We start from the raw sequence: 20,458 nt of genomic DNA on the forward strand, positions 1-20,458 counted from the left end.
GTCGCGCGTCGAACTTCTTCCCGGAATCGATGACGCAGACCGACGAAGTCCCAACTTCGGTGACAACGGTCCCTGCTTCGCTGTCACAGGTCACGGGGGGACTGGTGACCTGTCACTCGGCTGGTGACCCCCGGGTTGTTATCGGCTCGTGACCGTTTGCGGGTGGATCTGGTGACCGTAGCGGTTACCTCGCCCGGGTCTGCTTCCCGTGTCGGATCCCATCGATCCCCACGGAAGGCGACTGTGCATCACAACCTCAACCCCTTGCCCTTCTCCGGCACCGCCCTGCTCAGCCCGGAGCGTGCGCGGTGACCGGGCTGACCACTGAGCTGGTCCGGCTGCTCGTCCGCTTCGCGGTCCTGCTGTGGCACGCCCCCGCCTGGGCGGCCGGACACATCGTGTTGCTCACCGCCGTCGTGCTGCCGCTCACCGCCGGCGGCTGGTACCTGCGCGAGTGGCTGACCCGGAAGGTCCTCGCGGAGCGCGTGCGTTACACCCTCACCCCGGCCCGCTCCTTCGACCCGTGTCAGGAAGAGATCTGGCGCGGCGCGGCCGTCCTGCTGCGCGCGGCACGCTCCGGGCCGTGGTGGGCTCCCGCGCGTGCGAAGTCGGTGCGCATCCGTCTGCGCGCCGACGGCACGGGGGAGACGCCGCTCGACTACAGCCTGGAAGGCCACAGCAGCGCGCAGGACATATTGTCCATGACGCCCTACGACAAGGTGACCGTCGAGCGCTGCCGCCCCAGCCGGGATCGCGCACGCGAGCACACCCTGCGCGCGGAGTTCGTGCTGCGCGGCGACCCGGGCGCGCCGTTGCGCGAGGTGCCGCTGCAGCCGGACCCGCTCCAGCCGATCATGGACGCCGTCGCGCACGTGCGCGCGGATCTCGGCGATCTGGCCGAGGTGATCGTCGACCTCCAGCCGGTCCCCACCTGGCGGCTGCGGTTGAAGCGCTGGCAGCTCGCCGCTGCCGCGCGGGCCCGCGCCCAGAACGAGGCACGCAAGGCGACCAGGCGGGCGATCGCCGACACCGACGCGATCGAGGACTCCTTCGCGGTCCAGCTCGCCCACCTCATGGACTTCGCAGGCCACCGCAGCACCGGGGGCCGGCGCATGGCGATGACGGTGAGGCCCCGCCCGGTCGACGCCGCACAGGTCTGGGGCAGGCTCGGCGACGACGTCGGCCTGGTCCGCCTCCAGCTCCTGGTGCGCTGCGCCTCCGACCAGGAGGGCCGAGCGGAGCGCTCCCTCAAATCCCTGACCGCCGCGATGGACGTGTTCGCCGGCCGCTCCCGCCTGCGCGTGGATGGCACCCGCCTGGGCCCGTGGCAGTGGAGCGCCAACCACATCCTGCGCCGCAGCAGCTTCGACCGGCGCTGGACCACCGGCCTGGTCGTGCCGCGCGCGGACTCCTGGCTGAACATCTCCGAGCTCTCCGGCCTGCTCAAGCCCCCGACCGTGCACTGCCGCCAGCCCCTGACCGCCGCCACCCTGCCCACCTACGAACTCGGCGAGCCGCTGATGCCGCAGGGCTGGTACCGCGCCCCGGACGGGGTGACCCGGCTGGTCGCCTCCCCACTGGAAGAGACCTTGTTCTCGGTGTCGGTCGGCAAGTCCTTCTACGGCAAGACCACCCGCGCCGTCGTGCAGGCCATCGCGGTCGCGGCCGCCGGCCAGGGCGTGTTCTTCGTCGACCCCCACGCCGACTCCTGGAACCTCGCCGCCCCGTTCCTCGCGCATGAGTCGCTGCGCGACCGGGTCTGGCGAATCGACCTGACCGGCCGCGACGCGGGCGCCCGCCTGCCCTCGTGGAACCCGCTCGGCATGGACGCCGGCCAGCGCCCGGACGAGGTCGTGCGCGCGGCGGTCGACTCCTTCGCGATCGTGCTGGGCTGGGACGACCAGACCGCTCCCCGCGCCACCACCGTCCTGTTCAAGGCATTGGAGGCCCTGGTGGAGGTCAACCGGCAGGCCGTCGCCGCAGGCAAGCCGGCCGCGCAGGCCACCGTGTTCCAGGTCCGCACCCTCCTGACCGACCCGACGTTCCGCGAAGCCGTCCTCGACAAACTCCCCGAGAAGACTCGGGTCTGGTGGAGCACCACCTTCACCGCCTACGGCGACGACGCCTTCGCCCCCGTCCTCAACCCCCTGGACCGCCTCGCCGCCGACCCGGTCGCCCGCGCCCTGCTCGGCGCCCCCACCGGCAAGTGGAACGCCCGCACCGCCATGGACAAGCGCAAGATCGTCTGGCTGTGCCTGGGCGGCACCGGCCCCACCCAACGCCTCCTGGTCAACCTCCTGATGCGAGACGTGTTCCGCGCCGGCCTGTCCCGAGGCGACCTGCCCGAGAAGAAGCGCAAGCCCTTCCACATCTGGATGGACGAGCTGATCTCCCTGGACCAGGCCCACGCCGGCTCCACGATCGCCGACATCACCGAGCAGCTGCGCAAGTTCGGGATCCGCCTGCACGTGCTGGCGCAGTTGCTGGAGCGCGTCAGCCCGGCGATGCGCGCCTCCCTGCTGCAGAACGCCTCCGCGCTGTCGACCACCGCCGGCTCCACCGACTCCGTGGGCGCGGTCACCGAGCAGTGGCACGGCGCGCTCGCGGTCCGCGAGGTCGCCGAACTGCCCCGCTACCACCACGCCCTGTCCTTCACCACGGGCGGCAAGCAGCGCGGCCCGCTGACCGTGGCCGGCCCCCAGCCGGACGAGGTGTTCCGCTCGCTCAAGAGCAAGAAGCACCTCGGCGAACTCACCACCTCCAGTGTCCAGGCCGTCGGAGCCCGCACCGCCTCCTACCTCCACAAGCTCGCCGACAAGCAGGACGCCGTCGTCCTGGCCTTCCTGACCACCCCGGCCGACCGCATCCCAGCGCCCGAGCGGGCGAAGCGTGTCCGCCTCGTCAAGAACCCGACCAGCGATACCCCGACGGAGTTCAAGTGACCAGCCAGAACCCCATCTACCTGCTGCTCGCCTGCCTCACCCAGCACCGCATGGCCACCACCGGGCAGCTGCACGACCTGATCGGCACCGGCCGGCACATCAACGCCACCCGCCTCCAGTTGCAGGAGCTGCGCGCCCAGGGACTCGCCGACTGTGTCGTCCTGCCCAGGCCCGGCTCGACACGCCTGTGGTACGCCACCGCCGGCGGCCGCGACGTCGCCGGCTCCTTCCCCGAACTGCGCGACCAAGAGCACCCCGCCTTCGCCGACACCCCGGTCTCCATCAAGGTCCGCGCCCCGCACACCCTCGCCGTCCTGCGCACCCACCTGGCCTTCCTCGCCGACGCCCGCCGCCACGGCGACGACTACGGCCCCCTGGACTGGACCCCGGAAGTCGGCCACCGCCTCTCCGACACCCGAGGCGACGCCCTCGTCGCCGACGCCCTGATGCGCTACACCGCTACCGATTCCGGCGGCCGCACCCAGATGCGCGCTTTCGTGGAGCTGGACCGCGCCACCATGAGCAGCGAGCGCCTCGCCGCCAAGCTCATGACCTACTCCCGCTTCCACGACTACACCCCCCTACCCGTCGGCGCCCGCCGTTCTGGCAGCCGGGCCGCGGCCCCGCTCCCTGTCTGGATGCGCCACTACCCGGTGTTCCCACGGGTGCTGTTCGTCCTGACCGGCGCGACGCGCCAGGTCCTCGACCACCGGATCCAAGACCTCCGCGCCATGGCCGCCGGCAACCCGATCGCGGCCCGGCTCGCGCGCAAGGTCCCGCTCGGCGCCGCCGTCCTGGAGGACCTCGCAGCCCACGGGCCCTCCGCGCCGGTCTGGACCCCGCTGGCAGGCGAGGACACCTCATCGCGGGGGTGGACCGCGCTGTGACCACCCGCACCACGTACTCGCGGATCCGCCGCGGAGCCATGGCGGCGGACCGCTTCACCCAGATCTCCAACGACCTTTTCCGCGACCCGCGGCTGTCGTTCAAGGCCAAGGGCATCTTCGGGCTCATCTCCACCCACCGAGACGGCTACGGCATCACCCCCAAGCGCCTGGCCGAGCAGTCCACTGACGGGCTGGCCGCGATCAAGACCGGCCTGCGCGAGCTGGAGACGTACGGCTACCTGTTCCGCCGTCAGGAACGCCGCCCCGACGGCACCCTCGGTGCCTTCGAGTACCTGATCACCGACACCCCGGACGCGCCCCCGCCCAGCTCGGAACCGGTGGCGGAAAACCCGTCACCGGCCCCGACCAGCCAGAAGAGGGAAAACCGCAGGTCGCAACCGGTGGTCGATTATCCGCCAGCGGTTCATCCGCTAGCGGCTGATCGACCCCCTAAGAACACCAAGACAAAGAACACCAGCGACAAGACCACCAACCCGACCTCCCCCCACCTGCCCCCCACACGGACCTCAGGCCGGCGGGAGGCCGGGAACGGCGGGAGGGCCGGGAGGGAGTTCGCCACCCTGGAGGAACCACAGCGGAACATCCCGGCGCCCGGGACACCGGGACAGGACCTCCTGTGGACGGCAGCGGACACCTTGCCCGGGCTCACCCTCACCGGGGCCTCCGTGAGGCGCCTGGGAATCAAGGTCGACGAACTGCTCCACCGCGGCTGGACCCGCACCCGCATCCTCACCGCGCTCACCGCGGACACCGACGACCTCACCCACCCACGGGGCGCCCTCGCGTGGCGCATCGACGACCTGCTGCAGACCCCGACCCCGCGTGAGGCCGAGGCGGCTCCCGCACTGCACCGCCCGGCCGACCGTGGTGTGCATCGCGAGTGCCCGGGCGACGACGGACTCTGCGGTCGCCCCCTGACCGGCGGAGAGAGCCTGTGCCACCGCTGCGCCGCCGAGTGAGCGAGTACGGCCGATCCACCAGGTCTGCCGAGCCGAGCCCGGCACGCGCGTCGACCGCGTGTCTGGCGGGCTGCCGCGCTAGGATCGTTCTACCTCCGGTAGGGCGTGGTGCCCAGTCGGCCGGAGAGTGCGGCCGGGGGAGGAAGCCAACCTCCCGCCGCGGACCGATCGGCCCGCGGAACCGGCCGCTTGTCATGCGGTCAGCCGGTCTTGAACTGCCGGCGCGCCTGCGTCAACGCGTTCTTCCACTCATCAAGCGTCCCGCCGGCGGTGTCGCTCTGCTGCAGCGCCACCGCGGACACCGGACTTCCATCGGCGGTCCGCAGCGCAGCCAGGCAAGTCTCCACCCGAGCCCGGCGGCCGGCCACGTCACCGCGGCGCCGCTCGGCCTCCTGCAGCACCAACTGCGTGTCCCACCGCCGGCTGCGACCACCGCGACCGGACTGCGCCTCAGGCCCGGTCGGCTCGCCGAGTCCCCTGACGAGCCCCTGGGAGTAGGCGGAAGTGAAGCTGGAGACGTTCGCGTATCCGAGCAGCAGGGCGGCCTCTGCTGTGGTGACGGTCTCCTGGCTCGTGTCGACGCCGGCCTCCGCCTCCGGCTCCGGCGGCAGGGGACGCGGACCGATGGGCACGGGGTTCCCACGGCCGGTGCGGGCGGCGTCCCAGGCAAGGACGCGGTCACGCCGCCACCGCTTGCGCTCCAGACCTCCAGGCGTCAGCTCGACCTGATCGGGGTCGATGAAGTAGCCGGGCTTCTTCGCGTAGGTATGCACGGTGATCGCGCGCTTGAGATCCAGCAGCCCGGCCACCTGCGGCGCCTGGACCAGCTCGCCCATCCACACCTCGACCGCCTCACGGTCCCACAGCCCACCGCCGGAACCGTCCTGCACCAGCACCGGAAAGCCGGTCACGGCGTGGTTGGCCATCACCTGGCGAAGCCGCTCAGGCGAGACCTTGTAGGTGGCCATGATGTCGTCGAAGCCGATCAGGGCGCTGGCATTAGGCATAGCAGTGCCTCTCCAGAGAGTAGCTGATTGTATAATAGGTATCTCTGGGCGGCTGGGCAACTCGGCCCCGGTCGCCCGTCATGCTGGGCCAGCGCCGCGGCAGCAACTAGCGTCGCCCGCATGAACCTGACGCCTGAGCAGGCCCGTCAGCGGCTCGTCACCGCGCGCGCCCTCCGCCTTGCAACCGTTTCCGCCGCCGGACAACCCCACCTGGTCCCGATCACCTTCGCGGTCGAGGGCGACCACCTCTACTTCGCCATCGACCACAAACCGAAGAGCACCACCGCGCTGCGCCGCCTGAAGAACATCCGCGACAGCCCGCGGGTCAGTGTCCTGGCGGACTTCTACGACGACGACTGGACTCAGCTGTGGTGGGTACGGGCCGACGGGCATGCCGAGATCTGGGAGTCGGGTCCCGGGTGCGAGCATGCTTTGGACCTCCTGGCCGCAAGATATCCCCAGTACGCCGAGACGCGCCCCGCGGGCGCCGTCGTCGCCATCACGATCGACCTCATCTCCGGCTGGTCCTACAGAGACTGACGCCCGTGTGCTCCCGTAGGCTGGAGTTTGCATACGCAAGCGGAGGTCGCGCGTGCCCATGACTCAGGTGCCCCTGTTCCGAAGGATCGCCGACGCCCTTCGCGACGCCGTGCTCTCCGGCGAGCTCGCACCGGGCGAGCCGATCCCGTCCGAGCACGAGCTCGCTGCGCGGTTCGGGACAACCCGTGTGACCGTCCGCAAGGCCATCGCCCTCCTCAAGGCCGACGGTCTGCTCACCACCGCCCAGGGAAAGCCGACCACCGTGCGACCGCGCCCGGCCGTGCAGATGCTCACCACCGGCGCGAACTGGCGAAGGCGCCGCTACAGCGGCGCGGCGAACTACAACGCCGAGGTTGCCGCCCAGGGTCACGTCGCTCGTCAGGAGCTCCGCAGCGTCGAGCACGTCCCGATGCCGGCCGACATCGCGGCGCGCTTCGACGTGCCGGAGGGCACCCCGGCCATCGTCCGTCGCCTGCGGTTCCTCGTCGACGACGAACCCATGCAACTCGTCAACGCCTTCTACCTGGCCGCCCGGTTCTCGGGCACCCCCATCGAGGAGCACCGTCGCATCCGCGGCGGCGCGAGCGCGCTGATCGAGGACCCCAAGGGGCCGATCCGTCAGCGACTCGTGCAGTTCGTCGAGGAGCTGGAAATTCGCATGCCCTGGCCGGACGAGCGCGACCTGCTCGCGATCCCGGACGGAGTGCCGCTCGCCCGCGTCCTCCGCATCGGCCACGGCGCCTCCGGCGAGATCCTTGAGGTGCTCGATTCCCGGATGCCCGGTGACCGGCACACCTTCCAGTACGTGATCGATATTCCCTAGATCGTTCTGCTGTCCTGGTCCTGACGGGTCGTCGGCACCATCCGCAGCTTGTATATCCATGCCGCCTCCTCCTATCTTGGAGGGAGCTTGGATATACAAGCTGGCGCGGTTGGCGCGCCGGCATCTCCGCATGCTTCTCAGCGGTGTCCCACCCCGCTGCACGCTGCCCCGGGAGGAGTGCATGCCCGCCATGACGACCGCGAGCGCCTGGAATCACTGGAGCTGGGAGCATTCCCGCGGCGGTCTCACCACCGTCGAGTGCGGCCGCTCCTTCGATGCGGTCCGCGTGCCCGAAGCCCTCGGAGCGCGCATCTTCGCAACCTGGGGTCACAGCACCCTGTGTGGGCCGGTCCTGCAGGCATCCCCCTGGATGTACTTCCTGACGATGCCGAAAACCGACGACTTCACCTGGCAGTGGCTGAGCAGCGACTGCCAGGTGCTGCGCACCGGCCGCTACCTGGTGTGCCCGCTGCCCGGATACAGCCACCCGGCAGCCGGCCAGTGGCTGCGCGGCCCCGAGGCGAAGCTCATCAGCCCGACGACACTGGCCAGCATCATCGGCGTCTTCGAGGATCAGCTGGAGCGAGAGACTGCGAAGTGACCAACTGGGCGGCCCCGCGAGTGCTGGTCGGCCGTCATCGTCCGACCTCATCGCTGCACCCAGCGCCCCGAACGCTTTGACCACGACGAGGTTCTGGACGAGCTGCTGCAGTCCGACCGACAACGAGCCTTCACGATGACCAGGTCCCCGGACGAAGGAGCTGGCCCAGGAGCTCGGCCGCCGCCCCCGATCCGCGACCAGATGCCTCTCGCGCCCACCGGTCATGCACGCCCGTGACTACGAATGGCTCGTCCAGCACTCCGAAGCGATCACCTGGGCCGCCATCACGCTGATGGCCACGCGCATCACCCGCCGTTCCCTCCGCAGGGCCAGCCAGCCGCCGTCGCGGGAAGCTCAACGTGACTGAGCCGGTGCGGTCATGGCGACCGCACCCGGAGGCAACGAGCCGACCCATGTCACTCTCCCACCTCAGCGACCGATCCGTCCGCCGCCTGTTGCACGCCCTGAATGACGCCGCGAATGCGATCCGCGATCTGCCCGTCGTACGCGAAGCCCAACCGCTGTGCGACTTCCCGTGACGTGGTCTCGAAGAGACTCAACATCACTTCATGCGCAGCCGTCATGGCTTCGGCGTCCAGGGCACAGAAGATCCTGGTGACCTGATCCCACTGGGCTTGGGGAAGCCACTCCTTCATGTGGCGCCCGATATGCCACGTGTCCCGCGGATGGCCGGGGCCCGTCTGCGCGAACCACTCGAGCACGGACAAGAGCATCTCGCGCATGGTGGTCTGGCGGAACTGAGCAACCCAAAGATCATCCCGAGCCACGTACACCGGCACCTGCGTGGCCTCGAACCAGAATTCCGTCACTGTCCGCTGAAAGACAGCCTCAGAGGGTTCTGGAACTGGAGGAAGCGGGCTCTCCGATGCCGGCAGCTGTTCCAGGAGCCCCGTCTGGTCGTAGTGCACGACGAACCCGCGGCCGTACAAGGGGTCCAGAGTGCTCATGAGCATGCGGGAGATGTGCTCTTCGCTCGCCAGCGTAAAATCGATCTTCCGACCGCCTCGGTAGACCACCAGTCGAGTGGGCCACGATGGATCCGCGTCAACGGACCCGTCGGATTCGAACGGCAGGATGACCAACACATCACCCAGCGCCCGAAACCATGAATCGTCTTCCGCCAAGGACCGCCATCCAGGCCCGATCAGCTCGATGTCCAGGTCCGAGAACTCGTCCACTCGAACGCCTCTGGCCCGCAAGCCGGTCTGAACCACGGCGCTGACTCGCGGATCCTTCGCCGCCCAGGCCAGAAGGGCGGCCAACAACGCCTCTGGATCTTCCATGCCTGCACGCTATCGAACACAGTGGCTCCGAAGTCAGCTGCCAGCATCCGGCACCGTCCGGACCAGTTCAGAAACAGGCAGTCAGGCAGCCAACCGGTGCCGGGCGTAGTCGCGCAGTTCGACCGCTGGTGCTTCGGGACGCTTGTCGAAGCGGTTGATCAGGGTGGTGGCGAGGTCGAGGCAGCGCGTGGCCTTGGTGTTGATGGCCATGTCCAGAGCTTGGCGGGCGTGGTCGGCGGCCGCGCCCACGTCCTTGTTCCGAAGGTCGCATTCGGACTGGTAGGTGAGGAAGACAGTGCGGGTGCGGCCGCGGGTTGGGTCGAGCTGGGTCAGGCCCGATTCGATGGCGTCGGTTGCGCGTCGCTGGTCGCCCAGGTCGAGCCAGCAGCGGCCGGCGTCCGCGGACAGGTCGGCCTGGGACATCCAGGACACCCAGCCCGGGGCGCTGCCGGGCGCCGTGCGCTCCAGTTCCGCGTTGGCGGAGAGAAGGGCACGGTCCACGCCGGAGCGGTCGTGCAGGACGGCGAGCGCGCGGGCGCGGCGCAGGTCGAGCAGGGAGCGGGCAGCTGGCGCGGTAGTGCGGGAGCGCGCGTGGCCGAGGATGTCGACGGCGTCCTTGGGGTAGCCCAGCCAAGTGCAGGCGTAGGCGAGGTCGGACAGGATGCCTGCTCCGAGGTCGCGGTCACCTGCCTGGTGGGCGGCGTGGAGAGCTCCCTGCCACAGGCGTTGAGCGGCGCCGTGGCGGGCAGCGTCGAAACGGAGCCAGCCCAGGGACTGGGCGACCTGGGCGGTCGTCAAGTGCAGGCGGCGTCCGGTCTCCTGGTCGTAGCGTGCCTCGGAGATCAGGCCGATCATGGTCCGCAGGAGGGCTTCGAGTAGGTCTTGGACCACGGGCCCGTTGGCGTTGGCCTTGTGCTGGAGTTCGGTGGCAGTCGTCTCCAGCCAGCTCAGCAGCTCGGGGTCCACCTGCTGTCCGTCGAGTGCGCTGTGAAGCCGGCCGGGTTCGGTCGTGGCCCACTGGGCAGCGCCTGCGGACAGGGCGGAGCCGGCGAGGACGAGGAAGCTTCGGCGATCCATGCGGGTGGTGGTGGCCTCTCTGAGCGCGGCGCGGCTGCCGTCGGGGTCGAAGGAGTACACGTTGCTGTGGGCGGGCAGCCACCAGGGCCACGCGAGCAGCAGCACGTCGGTTTCGGGGACGCCCAGCAGCCGGGCGAGCAGCAGCTGATGCTCCGCGCAGGGTTCCGCGCGCCGGTTCTCCCATTTCCAGATCCGGTTGCGGTCGATACCCGAGCGCAGATCTTCCCGGGCTGCCTCCCGCTGGAGTAGCCGCGCGAGGTCGGCGAGCGACCAGTTCTCGCGGGCCCGGACCAGCGTCAGCGGATGGGCTGCCAGTTCCACGTTCACGCGCACCCCCGGTGTACATCGTGGTACTCCTCCTACCTTGCCGGATGACACCCGTACCGGACAGAGCGCAACCGAGCGAGCACACACCGGGCACACAGCTGTCCCGTTCTGCCCGAAGGCGCTCGTTGGTGTCCTGGGATCACACCCCGCCAGCTCGGCCGGGTGCCCGGGCGGCGTCCGGTGTGCCCGCATCGGCCGCCGCCCAGCCATCCCATTTCGCGCTCGCAGACGGGACACCGGCATGCGGATCCTCGTGGACGGACTCGACCTCTCCGGCAAGACCACCCTCGTTCAAGCCCTCATCGCCGAGCTGGATGACCGCGGCGTCACCGCCGTCCGGCACCGCGGCATGCTGGCCCACCACCACCCCGTCGAGCCACTGCTCAAGCGCCTTCCACTGGTGCGGCAGGCCGACAGCGGCTTCATCACCGCAGCGTTCCTCACGGCCGGCTACGCCCTGGACAGCCTCCTGGTCGGCATCGACCCGCCTCGCCCGGCCGGCGCGGTGCTGCTACAGGAGGGATACGCCGACCGCACCCTCGCCTTCGGCATCGCCGGCGGCCCTTACCTGACCGCCCTCCTCGGCGTGCGGTGGCTGCGCCTGTTCGCCCCGTTCGACCTCGCCGTGTACGTCCACGCCCCGCTGGAGGTCCGGGCGGGCCGGATGAGCGGCCGCGAGGACGACCTCGACTCCGCCGACGTACGCAGCTGCACCGACGCCCACTTCGCCGAGGTCTTCAACACCACCCTGCTGCGCGTGATCGGACGACGCCACCACCATCTGCTCGTCTTCGACACCTCCCAGCACACCCCGCAGGAGATGGCTGCCCAGATCGCCGGCCGGCTCCTCGGCAACCGGGTCCCGGCACAGCGGAGCGCGGCATGACCGCGATGACGGCCACCGTCGCCGGCCCGCTGCGCGAGGCAGCGGCCGCTCGCCTCACCCAGGCCCTCGCCGGCCGCCCGCTCGTGCTCGCCGAGCGCTTCACCACCGCGATGCGCACCTGCTACACCGGCCCCGACGCGATCGAGGCCGCACGCCCGGCGCTGAGCGTCGGCTGCTACACCCCGTGGGAGCCCGCGCAGCCCGTCGCCGCCCTGGTCGCCGAGACCCGCACCGGCGTGCGCGGGCCCGAGCAGCGCCGCAGCTGGAGCGCGGACATGGACCGCTCGGCGCAGCGCGTCCTCGCCGCGCTCGCCACCCCGGTCATCGCGGCCTGGTACGCCACCGATCAGCTGCGCGCCTGGGCCGGTCCCGGCGGCACCCTCGCCGCGATCGACGGCGGCCTGCGCGCCCGGATCGAGGACAAGGCGTTCTTCGGGCAGCTCCTGACCGACGCCCAGGTTCCCGCCTCGTTGCACATCCCCGCGATCCGCTGTCACCGCCTCCCGGACCTGAAGCACCTTCAACGCCGCCTGTGCAGTGGGCGGCTGGTGGTGCAGGCCGGAGCCGACTCCGGTGGGCGCGGCACCTTCTTCGTCACCACCACCGACGACCTGGCCCGGGCGGCGGCCGCCATGAGCGGCCCGTACCGGGTGTCCAGGTTCGTCGACGGCTGGTCCTCCAACACCACCGTGCTGAGCGTCCCCAACCGTCACGGGTCCGTGGACGTCTACGTCGACCGGCCCTCCCACAAGGCGGTCGGGGTTCCCCAGGCTGGGATCGGCCCGGGCAAGAGCGCCGGCAACACCTGGTCGATGCCCTGGCCGCACAAGGCCGCCGCGCGGCTCGTCGACGCCGCGGTGCGGATCGCCGAATGGGCCTGGACCACGCACCGCATGTGCGGACTGTTCGGACTGGACGCGATCCTCACCGGGGCCGGCCGGGTGCACCTGAACGAGATCAACTGCCGCAACCAAGGCACCACCGAAGTCTCCGCCGTCAACCAGCAGCTGCGCGGCCTGCCCCCGTTCCTGATCGCCCACCTGACCACCCTGCTCGACGGCACGGTCGACTGGCTGCCCGACCCGGACACCTTCAACGCCGCCACGATCACCGTGAGCGCCCGGGGCGGGCCGGGCCCGTTCTACCTCAAGCTCCGCAACCGCCACCCGCACCCGGTCACCGTCGACCTCCCGGGCCCGGGCCTTTACCGGATCACCGCAGGCCGCCTGGAGCGCCTCCACGCGGCCGCCCACCCCGCCGAGGCGCGCGCCGAGCGCAACGAGGTCCTGCTCGCCAACCTCCCCACCCCCGGCACCGTCTGCCTGCCCGACGCCGAACTGGGCACCGCCGAAGGCCTCGCCCACCACACCGGCGGCCCCTTCGCCGGCCCGCACCACCTCTCCGCCTACGGCACGCGCATCCTGCGCGCCCTCGACCAGCACCTCACCCCCTGCCCCGAACCGACGAAGGAGCCCGCCTCATGACCACCGCCGCGATCCACACCGAAACGCCACCCCTGCGTGAGCAGCTGCGCCAGCTCCCCGACGAGGCCTTCACCCGCCTGCAGTACTTCGCCCCGGAGGTCGGCTGCGTCGCCGGCGGCTGCGCGATGTGCTCCCAGGGAGCGGGCCGCGAGACCTGGCGCCTGTCGCGGCAGGGACTGATCGACGTCGCGACCGCGCTCGCCGACGAAGCATCCCGCCGCGGCCTGCGCCTGGCATCGGGTCGGATCCACCGCCCGGGCGTGCTGTTCCCCTACCTCGACAACGACATCGCCTCCTACCCCTACCTGGACACCTACTGCGAACTCGCCCGCGACGTCCTGGACGTGAAGCTGCGCCTCTCCACCATCGGCTTCTCCTCCAGGGCACCCCGCCTGACCCAGATGCACACCCGCATCGCCGCCATCTTCGGCGACCTCTTCGACGGCATCCGCTTCTCGCTCACCCCCTACGCGGCCGGCTACCAGGGCAAGGCCCCGGGAACCTCCCGCGACACCTACGCCACCGACCTCGCCCACGCCCTCGCCGTCTACCGACCGGTTCTGGACCGGCTCGGCCACGGTCCCGCCACCGCGGCCGTCGAGATGCGCTTCCCACCCCTGCTCGGCATCCACCCGCTGGCCGACACCCGCATCGACGGCCGCCACGTGCTCGCCTGCGGCCCGCACCTGTTCATCGCCGCCCAGCCCACCGACCAGGACCTGCCCGAGACCCGCATCACCGGCCTCGACCAGCGCACCCAGCCCATCTACTCCCACCCCGGGACGCCCTACCTGCACATTCGGGCCACCAGCGACCGCCCCCTGGCCGACCGCATCCACGACGCCCTGCACGGAACCACCCCCGAGCCACACCACCTGCGCGAGGTCCACCTCCACCAGTTCAGCAACACCGATGGCCGCTACTACGCCGCCGACCCCGACTTCCACCCCGACGGCACCTTCACCGCCCTCCACCTCTACCCGGCCACCGACCGCCGCCGCGCCAGCGGCTACACCGACGCCACCCGCTGGTTCCTCAACGCGATCCTCGCCCACAAGCACGACCACGGACTCGCCCGCCGCGACCCGTTCCCCGCCGCGACCGGCACCGACGTCGACGCCATCCTCGGCCGCCTCCAGACCCAGGCCGACAACCTCACCAACCTCGACCAAGCCGCAGCCCACCACCTCAACCACACCGTCATCCCACTCATCGCCACCTACGCGCTGGCCCTGGAACGCGCCGACTACCCGGCCAGCACCTTCTTCTCCCGCGACTTCACCGTCGACACCGGACAGATCGTCAACCAGGGACGCGCCCAGCACCTGTTCCGCGGCCTGGCCGGCACCAACGGCGAACCCATGACCCCGCGCGAGGAACGCGGCTTCGGCCAAGCCAGCCTGTCCACTATCCGCGGACCGATCTGGCGCATCACCCCCGTACCCCAGGGTCCGGCCACGATCCCCGCCGCCCGTGCGGGCCGCAAGAACCCCACCACGCCCACCCCATCCCTGCTGGTCGAGGAACTCGACCCCTGCCACCTTGCCCCCCAGCTGCGCTCCAACGGCTGTCAGCTGCGCCGCTACCTGCTCACCGGCATCACCCTCGAACACACCCCCCGCGCCAGCGCATTCACCGACCTCGGCATGCCGGGCCGAATGAGCGCAGTCTGACCAGCGGGAACCGTCAACTCCCGCACACCCGGCTCACGCTGCCCCGGGTGAACGCGCCCCGAACATCCGCCGGTGCCGCCACCCGGACAGCAATACTGGCGGGCATGACCGAGCAGGGAAGCATCCCGTTCAGCAGGATCAAGATCCGCGTCGGCGCGCTGGTGTTCTGCGGCGACCACGTCGCCTTCCTACGGCGCGAACGCCCGGGCTCCGTCCACTACACCCCGCCCGGCGGAAACGTCGAAGACGGCGAAGACCTCCTGGACGCACTCGCCCGCGAGCTGGACGAAGAACTCGGACTCCACCCCGGGCAGCACACGCCACCAGAGCTCCTGTGGGTCACCGACCAGCGCGTCACCCGCCCCGGCCCCACCCCGCCCCCACGCAAGCTCCACCTGATCTACCGCCTCCACATCACCGACGACGTCCGCGCCCACCTCGCCACCGAAGAGCACGACGAACTTCCCGACGGCAGCACGGAAACCGGCTACGTCGACTGGATCGACTACCGCAAGACCGCCGAACTACCGATCTTCCCGCCCATCGGCCCAGCCCTCGCCGCCCTCACCTCACCGGCGGCGCACATCAGCGACGCGGGACTGCCCGCAGTCACCGACCACAACTACACCTGGGTCTGAACACACAGCCCACGACTGCCCGACACGAAAGAGGCCCTTCCGTGCCCCAGACGATCCGCCGGGCGGTCATCCCCGCCGCCGGCCTCGGCTCCCGCCTCCTCCCGCTCACCAAGGCCACACCCAAGGAGATGCTGCCGGTCGGCGCCGCCCCAGTCATCGAGCACACCGTCCGAGAACTCGTCGACAGCGGCATCACCGACATCACCATCGTCGTCTCCGGCAACAAGACCCTGATCCAGCAGCACTTCCAACCCGACCCCGTCCTCGCCGCACAGCTGCGCGCCGACGGCAAGGAAGACCAGGCCCGCGCCGTCGAGGAAATCACCGACCTCGCCCGCCGCGGCCACATCACCTACCTGCACCAATACGGCCCCTACGGCAACGGCACCCCAGTCCTGGTCGCCGCCCGCTCCTTCGGCGACGAACCCGTCCTCGTCCTGTGGCCCGACGATGTCTTCGTCTCCACCGTCCCCCGCGCCCAACAGCTCATCGACGCCCACCAAGCAACCGGCGCCCCCGTCCTCGCCCTGATGCCCATGGACCCGGCAGAATCCCACCGCTACGGCGTCCCCGTCGTCGACCACGACCACGGCGACGGACTCCTACGCATCACCGGACTCATGGAGAAGCCCAAGCCCGAGGACGCGCCCTCCCACTACGCCGCGATCGGCGGCTACGTCATCACCGCCGGCATCGTCGACGAACTGCGCCGCATCACCGACCGCTGGCACGAACACCAGCAAGGCGAGGTCTACCTCACCGCCGCCATCAACACCTACGCCGCCCACCACCCGACGTACGGAAAGGTCATCGATGGCACCTGGTACGACACCGGAACCCCTGCCGACTACCTGCGCGCCCAGTTTGCCCACGCCCTCGCCCACCCCGACTACGGACCCCTCCTCCGCGCCATGGCCAGCCCTGCTGGCAACTGACCCGCGGGTGAAGCCGGAAGCAGTGCACGGACATTGCGTGGGCAGCGTCGGCGACCGCACGGCAATCCTGCGCGAGCGCTTCAACATCGGGACCAGCCAGCGCTTCCGGCCCGTCCACGAACTCGGGCTCTACCAGCAGCCCCCAACGCGCCCCCTCTGCATCACCGAAGCCGCCGCGCGACGCCAGCTCTCCCTGCGATGCTTCCCGGACATGAGCCCCAGGCGGTGACCCGCGTTACCACCGCTCTGCGCTTCATCTGGGAGGCCGCCACCCCGTGAACCAGGAGCCCAGCCCCGACGCCAGCCCCGCCTGATCGTTCTGCGGAGCAACTTCGCCTGCTCACCGCCGCGCAGGTCCGCCGCGGCGAACGCCCTACCGCCTACCCGGAGTCCTGACCATGACCCAACAGGCCACACCTGGTGGCTGGCTGCCGCCGGAGCAGTACGTTCACACGATCGCGAACGCCACCTTCTACGGCTGCCTGTACTTCACCGACACCCAAGGCCGCCCGCTCGGGCTGCGGAACGCGATCGACCCGAACAGCTGGGACTGGCCCGGCGGGAACGTCGAACCCCGCGAGACGCCCTGGGACGCCGCCGTGAGGGAGTGCGCGGAGGAGACCGGAATCCAGTTCCGCGGCGGGCCGCGCCTGCTCGGGGTGACGTTCGCGCTGCCCGGCAACGGCTGGCCCCTGTGCCACATCGGCTTCGTCTTCGACGGTGGCCACCTGACCGGCGACCAGCTGAACGAACTCGTCCTCGACCCCGCAGAGCACAGCGAGTGGCGGGTGCTCACCATGGACGCGTGGCGGGACGTCCTCACCCCGGGCGAGTACGAGTGCCTCAAGGCCGCCGACACCGCGCGCCGCACCGGAGCCGCCACGTACCTGCATCACGAGCCCGAACCCCGCCGCCGTCCTGGCGGCACGGCGAGACCCGACCCCACCCCCTGAACCATCCTGGAAGGCCCCGTCATGCCGCAGCTCTTCGACATCCCCCTGTTCCGCCAGCGCATCACCCCCACCGAGTGGGAGCAGTACGGCGGCAGCATCCTCGGGGACTGCGCCGAATGGTCGGACCGGGCATGCGGCATGGCGTGCCTGAGGATGATCCTGACCGCCTACGGCCGCCCCGCCCCAACGGTGACGGAACTGCTCCTGATCGGGGTGGAGCGAGACGCGCTGACCGAACGCGGGTGGGTACACGCCCAGCTCGCCGCGATGGCCGCCGACTTCGGCGTACCCGGCCACGCCGAGCCCGTGCCCGCCGGCGAGCTGACGGCCCGCCTGAACGACGCACCGCTGATCATCTCCATCACGGAGCAGTTCCCCATCGACGGCCGCAAGGGCGGCCACCTGATCGTCGCCCACGGCTCCGAGGACGCCCCCGATCCGGTCATCCACTTCCGCGATCCGTCCGGCTGGGGCCAGACCCACGACCGCGTTCCACTCAGCCGCCTTGCCGCGTCCTACACCGGCCGCCGCATCACCTTCCCACCGCTGTCGCGCGCCCTGGAAGGGAGGCATGCCCGTGGATCCTCGGGCTGGCACGCCGTTCCCATCGGGCCGAAGGGTGATTTCGCCCGGACGACTGAAGCGCGGAAGCGCTGACAAGGCCCGATGCGGAGGCGCTACGCTCGGACCACACGCTGTGCGCGTGCCGCTGTGCCGAGGAGGGCCGCCGTGACCGAGTTCGCTGCTGAGCAGCCTGAGGGTGTCGACCCGCTGGTGATGCGGGCGTGGGCGGCTGAGGAGCGCCGGCGTGCGGACGAGTTCGCCGCCTTCCTCGAGGACGTGGCGACCTCCGGTCTTCCGGCGAGCAAGGGCGGCACGTGGGAGGAGCTGCGGGAGCGGCGCCTCGCGGAGCTGGATGAGGAGTCTGGTCGGGCGCATGTCGCGTAGCCACGGTGCCCGACGCGCGCGTGTCGAGTACACCGAGCTCGTCGAGGACCAGGTCGCCAAGCTGACCGCTGCCGAGCTGCACCGCCTGGACCGCGCCGTCGTGGCCGTCTCGGTCGACCCCGAGATCGGCGCGCCCAGCCGGCACCCGGCGCTGCGGGACTACCGCGACGAGATCGAAGGCGTCCGGATCATCTACTACGTGACCGCTTTGCGGCTCGTCCTCGTCTTGGCGTACATCGAAGCCTAAGCCTTTTGGCTCAGTGGCCGATTCGTGGGCCGTCACCGGGCGACGTCGTGTGCGGCGTAGGCGAGCAGTTCGTTGAGTCCGGCCTCGTTGGAGGCGGGAGGCTGCTGTTGCCAGCGCCGGATCGTCTCGAGGGTGGTGGCGGTGACGGCGCGGGCCTGCCCGGCCAGGTACGCGGTGAGCGACACCGCGTCGCCGTCCGGGGTGCGGCCGGTGAGGACGATGTCGCCGAACAGCTGGTAGGGGAGGGTGAGGCCGCGTCAGGCGCAGGCGAGGGTCCAGGCGGGCAGGTTGGAGGGCAGGCCTTCGCCGGCGCCGTTCCCGTGGATCCACAGCAGCGTTTCGCGGTGGTAGACAGCCTGGTCGGGTGAGCTGCCGAGGATGCGGTGGATCTCGGCCTGGTGTCCGCCGTCGTCGGGGAGCTCGACGTCACGGGCCTCGCCGAGGGTGGTGATCACGATCGCGTGCAAGGGCTTCTCTTCTCTGGCTCGTGGTGCGCTCTGGGACAGGAGCATCGGAGCGCGGCGAGGTCACCAATTGGGTAACCAGTTCGGGCTCCTGTGGTCACGGTTCGGTCGGTGCGGCGCTGGTTACCTTGGGGCCCCTGGGTTCCTGACCTGCACTGGTTACCCGACAGAGGGGTGGTAACCAGCCTGTCGGGTGGCGTCAGTCGATGAGGCCGGTGTGGTGGGCGTGGGCGCGCTCGGCCAGGGCCTGGTAGGCGAGGGCCGCGGGCGTGGAGTCGAAGCGCGCGAAGACCAGGTCGACGAGGATCTCCTCGCGGCTCGCGCCGGGCGCGGTGGCGATGCCTTCCGCGGCGGCGTGCTCGGCGAGTTCCTGGTCGCTCCAGTCGGCGGCTTGGGCGCGGGTGTGGGTGCGGACGTCTTCCTGCACCATGCAGTACAGGGGGTGGCCCTTGGCGAGCAGGGCGCGGAGCCTGCCCGGGTCGGACTGCTGCTGGGCCTGGGCGGCCAGGTCGAGCAGCGTGGTGGCGGTGTCGGCGGACATGGGATTGATCCTCCTTCATCCCGGGCGGCGCCCGGGCGTGGTTTTCGGCCGGTGGGCCCCGGAGGGGCTCCGGGGCCGGTGGTACGGCGGCGTCAGGTCAGGGCTTGGCCGATGTGCTGGACGTCGAGGGTGACCGCGACGCGGGGGATGCGGTCCTCACCGGTGTAGGGGCGGTGGGTGACGGTGCCGACGACCAGGACGTGGGAGCCGGGTGTGAGGGATGCGGCGGCCTGGTGGGCGGCGTCGCCGCGCAGCGTGCACGCCAGCACCGACGCGGTGACCTCGCCGATGACCGGCGGGGTGTCCGGAGCCAGGAGCAGCCGCGCGACGGGACCGTCCTCGCCCTCGCGCAGCATCACGGGACGGGTGACCGCCCCGGTGAGCACCTGCGGCTGGGACTCGGTCCGGGGGGCCAGGTGCGCCCGGGTGCCGAGCGCGGGCGGTGGCGGGGTGCCCGGGGGGACGTCCCTGTCGGCCTGCTGCAGCGCGGCCGCGACCGCGCCGCGCAGCTGCGCGACGCGGTCGGCCCGCTGTCCGGCGGACCGGTCGGTGCGGGCGAGGGCGCGCTGGTGCTGCTCGGCGGCGTCGAGTTCGGCTTCGGTGTGGCGCAGGACGGCGCGGATGCCGTGGCGGCGGGTGATCCGGCTCCACGGGTGCCGACCGGCTTCGATGTCTTGCTCGGTGACGGCGAGTTGGACGCCGGCCCAGCCGCCGGCGGCGGCCGGGTGCAGGGAGAGGTCGAGGCAGACGGCCACGCGTGGGTCGTGGACCGGCAGGTAGGGGTAGCCGCGCATGCCGGGGAAGGCGCGGGCGAGCGCGGTGCGCAGGGTAGCCGGGTCGGGGTCGCCGCCGGTGCGGCGTAGCTCGGCCAGGTGCAGGGCGAGGACGGCGAGCACGGGGACTGCTCCGTCGCCCGCAGTGTCGGGCAGCGCGACTGCGAAGTCGGCGGTGATGGCTCGGCGGTCGGTGACGCGGGCGTGGATGACGAGCCACGCGGGTGCGGGTGCGTGGGGCGTCGGTGTGGTGACGCGCATGGGGTCCTCCTCTCGAATGTGTGGCGACTTCAAAATAGGTAACTAACGGCTGTGGGTCCAGCGACATTCGAATCCTCGCCAGCACGGGTCTACCTGCGATCAGTCCTCGTCCTCGCCCCGGCAGGCCCACGGGGAGCAGGCGCGGTCGTTGTATTCGGCTGCGAGAA

22 protein-coding genes are annotated in these 20,458 nt (G+C 70.8%); 15 read left to right on the forward strand and 7 right to left on the reverse strand.

Annotated elements, in window-relative coordinates; all coding sequences use genetic code 11:
* The first annotated feature begins 308 nt into the window (after positions 1 to 308).
* Genes ABH931_RS13840 through ABH931_RS13850 form a run of 3 tightly spaced genes read left to right on the forward strand, consistent with a single transcriptional unit; the run spans position 309 to position 4,809 of the window.
* Positions 309 to 2,942: an ATP/GTP-binding protein gene (locus ABH931_RS13840; protein ID WP_370112873.1), complete on the forward strand. Its 2,634-nt coding sequence runs from the start codon at positions 309 to 311 to the stop codon at positions 2,940 to 2,942.
* Positions 2,939 to 3,829 carry a replication-relaxation family protein gene (locus ABH931_RS13845; RefSeq protein ID WP_370112874.1) on the forward strand — a complete coding sequence of 297 codons (891 nt, stop codon included), beginning with the start codon at positions 2,939 to 2,941 and terminating at the stop codon, positions 3,827 to 3,829. Before ABH931_RS13840 ends, ABH931_RS13845 begins: the two co-directional genes overlap by 4 nt.
* On the forward strand, positions 3,826 to 4,809 hold the full coding sequence (locus ABH931_RS13850) for a hypothetical protein (RefSeq protein ID WP_370112876.1): 984 nt from the start codon (positions 3,826 to 3,828) through the stop codon (positions 4,807 to 4,809). The genes ABH931_RS13845 and ABH931_RS13850 overlap by 4 nt, the downstream gene beginning before the upstream one ends.
* 200 nt (positions 4,810 to 5,009) lie before the next feature.
* On the opposite strand, the gene ABH931_RS13855 is transcribed toward ABH931_RS13850, so the two are convergent.
* The gene (locus ABH931_RS13855; RefSeq protein WP_370112878.1) at positions 5,010 to 5,816 is read right to left on the reverse strand and encodes a hypothetical protein; all 807 of its coding nucleotides are present in this window, start codon (positions 5,814 to 5,816) and stop codon (positions 5,010 to 5,012) included.
* Between the two features lie 120 nt (positions 5,817 to 5,936).
* On the opposite strand from ABH931_RS13855, the gene ABH931_RS13860 reads away from it, so the two are divergent.
* From ABH931_RS13860 to ABH931_RS13870, 3 genes are all read left to right on the forward strand, one after another.
* Positions 5,937 to 6,356, forward strand: a complete 420-nt coding sequence (locus ABH931_RS13860; RefSeq protein ID WP_370112880.1) for a TIGR03668 family PPOX class F420-dependent oxidoreductase — start codon at positions 5,937 to 5,939, stop codon at positions 6,354 to 6,356.
* A gap of 58 nt (positions 6,357 to 6,414) precedes the next feature.
* Positions 6,415 to 7,179 carry a GntR family transcriptional regulator gene (locus ABH931_RS13865; protein WP_370112882.1) on the forward strand — a complete coding sequence of 255 codons (765 nt, stop codon included), beginning with the start codon at positions 6,415 to 6,417 and terminating at the stop codon, positions 7,177 to 7,179.
* Positions 7,180 to 7,360: 181 nt separating this feature from the next.
* A complete protein-coding gene (locus ABH931_RS13870; RefSeq protein WP_370112884.1) occupies positions 7,361 to 7,780 on the forward strand; it encodes a hypothetical protein in 420 nt (139 codons plus the stop codon).
* A gap of 416 nt (positions 7,781 to 8,196) precedes the next feature.
* On the opposite strand, the gene ABH931_RS13875 is transcribed toward ABH931_RS13870, so the two are convergent.
* Both ABH931_RS13875 and ABH931_RS13880 read right to left on the reverse strand, forming a co-directional pair.
* Complete coding sequence (locus ABH931_RS13875; protein WP_370112886.1) at positions 8,197 to 9,084, reverse strand: aminoglycoside 6-adenylyltransferase; 888 nt, start codon at positions 9,082 to 9,084, stop codon at positions 8,197 to 8,199.
* Positions 9,085 to 9,165: 81 nt separating this feature from the next.
* Positions 9,166 to 10,488 carry a helix-turn-helix transcriptional regulator gene (locus tag ABH931_RS13880; protein ID WP_370112888.1) on the reverse strand — a complete coding sequence of 441 codons (1,323 nt, stop codon included), beginning with the start codon at positions 10,486 to 10,488 and terminating at the stop codon, positions 9,166 to 9,168.
* A gap of 241 nt (positions 10,489 to 10,729) precedes the next feature.
* On the opposite strand from ABH931_RS13880, the gene ABH931_RS13885 reads away from it, so the two are divergent.
* From ABH931_RS13885 to ABH931_RS13925, 9 genes are all read left to right on the forward strand, one after another.
* Positions 10,730 to 11,374 (forward strand): hypothetical protein, encoded by a 645-nt coding sequence (locus ABH931_RS13885; RefSeq protein WP_370112890.1) that lies wholly within the window; start codon positions 10,730 to 10,732, stop codon positions 11,372 to 11,374.
* Positions 11,371 to 12,858 carry a hypothetical protein gene (locus ABH931_RS13890; protein ID WP_370112892.1) on the forward strand — a complete coding sequence of 496 codons (1,488 nt, stop codon included), beginning with the start codon at positions 11,371 to 11,373 and terminating at the stop codon, positions 12,856 to 12,858. Before ABH931_RS13885 ends, ABH931_RS13890 begins: the two co-directional genes overlap by 4 nt.
* Positions 12,855 to 14,531, forward strand: a complete 1,677-nt coding sequence (locus ABH931_RS13895) for a hypothetical protein (protein WP_370112893.1) — start codon at positions 12,855 to 12,857, stop codon at positions 14,529 to 14,531. Before ABH931_RS13890 ends, ABH931_RS13895 begins: the two co-directional genes overlap by 4 nt.
* 104 nt (positions 14,532 to 14,635) lie before the next feature.
* A complete protein-coding gene (locus ABH931_RS13900) occupies positions 14,636 to 15,169 on the forward strand; it encodes an NUDIX hydrolase (RefSeq protein ID WP_370112895.1) in 534 nt (177 codons plus the stop codon).
* 41 nt (positions 15,170 to 15,210) lie between these two features.
* Complete coding sequence (locus ABH931_RS13905; RefSeq protein ID WP_370112897.1) at positions 15,211 to 16,104, forward strand: UTP--glucose-1-phosphate uridylyltransferase; 894 nt, start codon at positions 15,211 to 15,213, stop codon at positions 16,102 to 16,104.
* 398 nt (positions 16,105 to 16,502) lie between these two features.
* A complete protein-coding gene (locus tag ABH931_RS13910; RefSeq protein WP_370112898.1) occupies positions 16,503 to 17,057 on the forward strand; it encodes an NUDIX domain-containing protein in 555 nt (184 codons plus the stop codon).
* A 21-nt stretch (positions 17,058 to 17,078) separates the two neighbouring features.
* On the forward strand, positions 17,079 to 17,714 hold the full coding sequence (locus ABH931_RS13915) for a hypothetical protein (protein ID WP_370112900.1): 636 nt from the start codon (positions 17,079 to 17,081) through the stop codon (positions 17,712 to 17,714).
* 72 nt (positions 17,715 to 17,786) lie between these two features.
* Entirely contained in the window at positions 17,787 to 18,005 is a 219-nt protein-coding gene (locus ABH931_RS13920) for a hypothetical protein (RefSeq protein WP_370112902.1), read from the forward strand.
* Complete coding sequence (locus ABH931_RS13925) at positions 17,995 to 18,252, forward strand: hypothetical protein (protein ID WP_370112904.1); 258 nt, start codon at positions 17,995 to 17,997, stop codon at positions 18,250 to 18,252. The genes ABH931_RS13920 and ABH931_RS13925 overlap by 11 nt, the downstream gene beginning before the upstream one ends.
* Positions 18,253 to 18,284: 32 nt before the next feature.
* Here the strand turns inward: ABH931_RS13925 and ABH931_RS13930 are convergent, their stop codons facing one another.
* From ABH931_RS13930 to ABH931_RS13945, 4 genes are all read right to left on the reverse strand, one after another.
* Positions 18,285 to 18,437: a hypothetical protein gene (locus ABH931_RS13930; protein WP_370112906.1), complete on the reverse strand. Its 153-nt coding sequence runs from the start codon at positions 18,435 to 18,437 to the stop codon at positions 18,285 to 18,287.
* 72 nt (positions 18,438 to 18,509) lie between these two features.
* On the reverse strand, positions 18,510 to 18,719 hold the full coding sequence (locus ABH931_RS13935) for a hypothetical protein (RefSeq protein WP_370112908.1): 210 nt from the start codon (positions 18,717 to 18,719) through the stop codon (positions 18,510 to 18,512).
* Between the two features lie 196 nt (positions 18,720 to 18,915).
* Positions 18,916 to 19,257: a hypothetical protein gene (locus ABH931_RS13940; protein ID WP_370112910.1), complete on the reverse strand. Its 342-nt coding sequence runs from the start codon at positions 19,255 to 19,257 to the stop codon at positions 18,916 to 18,918.
* A 92-nt stretch (positions 19,258 to 19,349) separates the two neighbouring features.
* Positions 19,350 to 20,291 carry a single-stranded DNA-binding protein gene (locus tag ABH931_RS13945; protein ID WP_370112912.1) on the reverse strand — a complete coding sequence of 314 codons (942 nt, stop codon included), beginning with the start codon at positions 20,289 to 20,291 and terminating at the stop codon, positions 19,350 to 19,352.
* Between the last annotated feature and the right edge of the window lie 167 nt (positions 20,292 to 20,458).

Source organism: Streptacidiphilus sp. MAP12-33 (genome assembly GCF_041261265.1).
GTDB lineage: Bacteria > Actinomycetota > Actinomycetes > Streptomycetales > Streptomycetaceae > Streptacidiphilus.

What these genes read in the sequence shown, in the direction of transcription:
- ABH931_RS13900 (WP_370112895.1), top strand. Translation starts at nt 14,636, where the DNA reads ATGACCGAGCAGGGAAGCATCCCGTTCAGCAGGATCAAGATCCGCGTC.
- ABH931_RS13890 (WP_370112892.1), top strand. Translation starts at nt 11,371, where the DNA reads ATGACCGCGATGACGGCCACCGTCGCCGGCCCGCTGCGCGAGGCAGCG.
- ABH931_RS13925 (WP_370112904.1), top strand. Translation starts at nt 17,995, where the DNA reads ATGTCGCGTAGCCACGGTGCCCGACGCGCGCGTGTCGAGTACACCGAG.
- ABH931_RS13895 (WP_370112893.1), top strand. Translation starts at nt 12,855, where the DNA reads ATGACCACCGCCGCGATCCACACCGAAACGCCACCCCTGCGTGAGCAG.
- ABH931_RS13915 (WP_370112900.1), top strand. Translation starts at nt 17,079, where the DNA reads ATGCCGCAGCTCTTCGACATCCCCCTGTTCCGCCAGCGCATCACCCCC.
- ABH931_RS13875 (WP_370112886.1), bottom strand. Translation starts at nt 9,084, where the DNA reads ATGGAAGATCCAGAGGCGTTGTTGGCCGCCCTTCTGGCCTGGGCGGCG.
- ABH931_RS13910 (WP_370112898.1), top strand. Translation starts at nt 16,503, where the DNA reads ATGACCCAACAGGCCACACCTGGTGGCTGGCTGCCGCCGGAGCAGTAC.
- ABH931_RS13940 (WP_370112910.1), bottom strand. Translation starts at nt 19,257, where the DNA reads ATGTCCGCCGACACCGCCACCACGCTGCTCGACCTGGCCGCCCAGGCC.
- ABH931_RS13860 (WP_370112880.1), top strand. Translation starts at nt 5,937, where the DNA reads ATGAACCTGACGCCTGAGCAGGCCCGTCAGCGGCTCGTCACCGCGCGC.
- ABH931_RS13855 (WP_370112878.1), bottom strand. Translation starts at nt 5,816, where the DNA reads ATGCCTAATGCCAGCGCCCTGATCGGCTTCGACGACATCATGGCCACC.
- ABH931_RS13885 (WP_370112890.1), top strand. Translation starts at nt 10,730, where the DNA reads ATGCGGATCCTCGTGGACGGACTCGACCTCTCCGGCAAGACCACCCTC.
- ABH931_RS13865 (WP_370112882.1), top strand. Translation starts at nt 6,415, where the DNA reads ATGACTCAGGTGCCCCTGTTCCGAAGGATCGCCGACGCCCTTCGCGAC.
- ABH931_RS13945 (WP_370112912.1), bottom strand. Translation starts at nt 20,291, where the DNA reads ATGCGCGTCACCACACCGACGCCCCACGCACCCGCACCCGCGTGGCTC.
- ABH931_RS13870 (WP_370112884.1), top strand. Translation starts at nt 7,361, where the DNA reads ATGCCCGCCATGACGACCGCGAGCGCCTGGAATCACTGGAGCTGGGAG.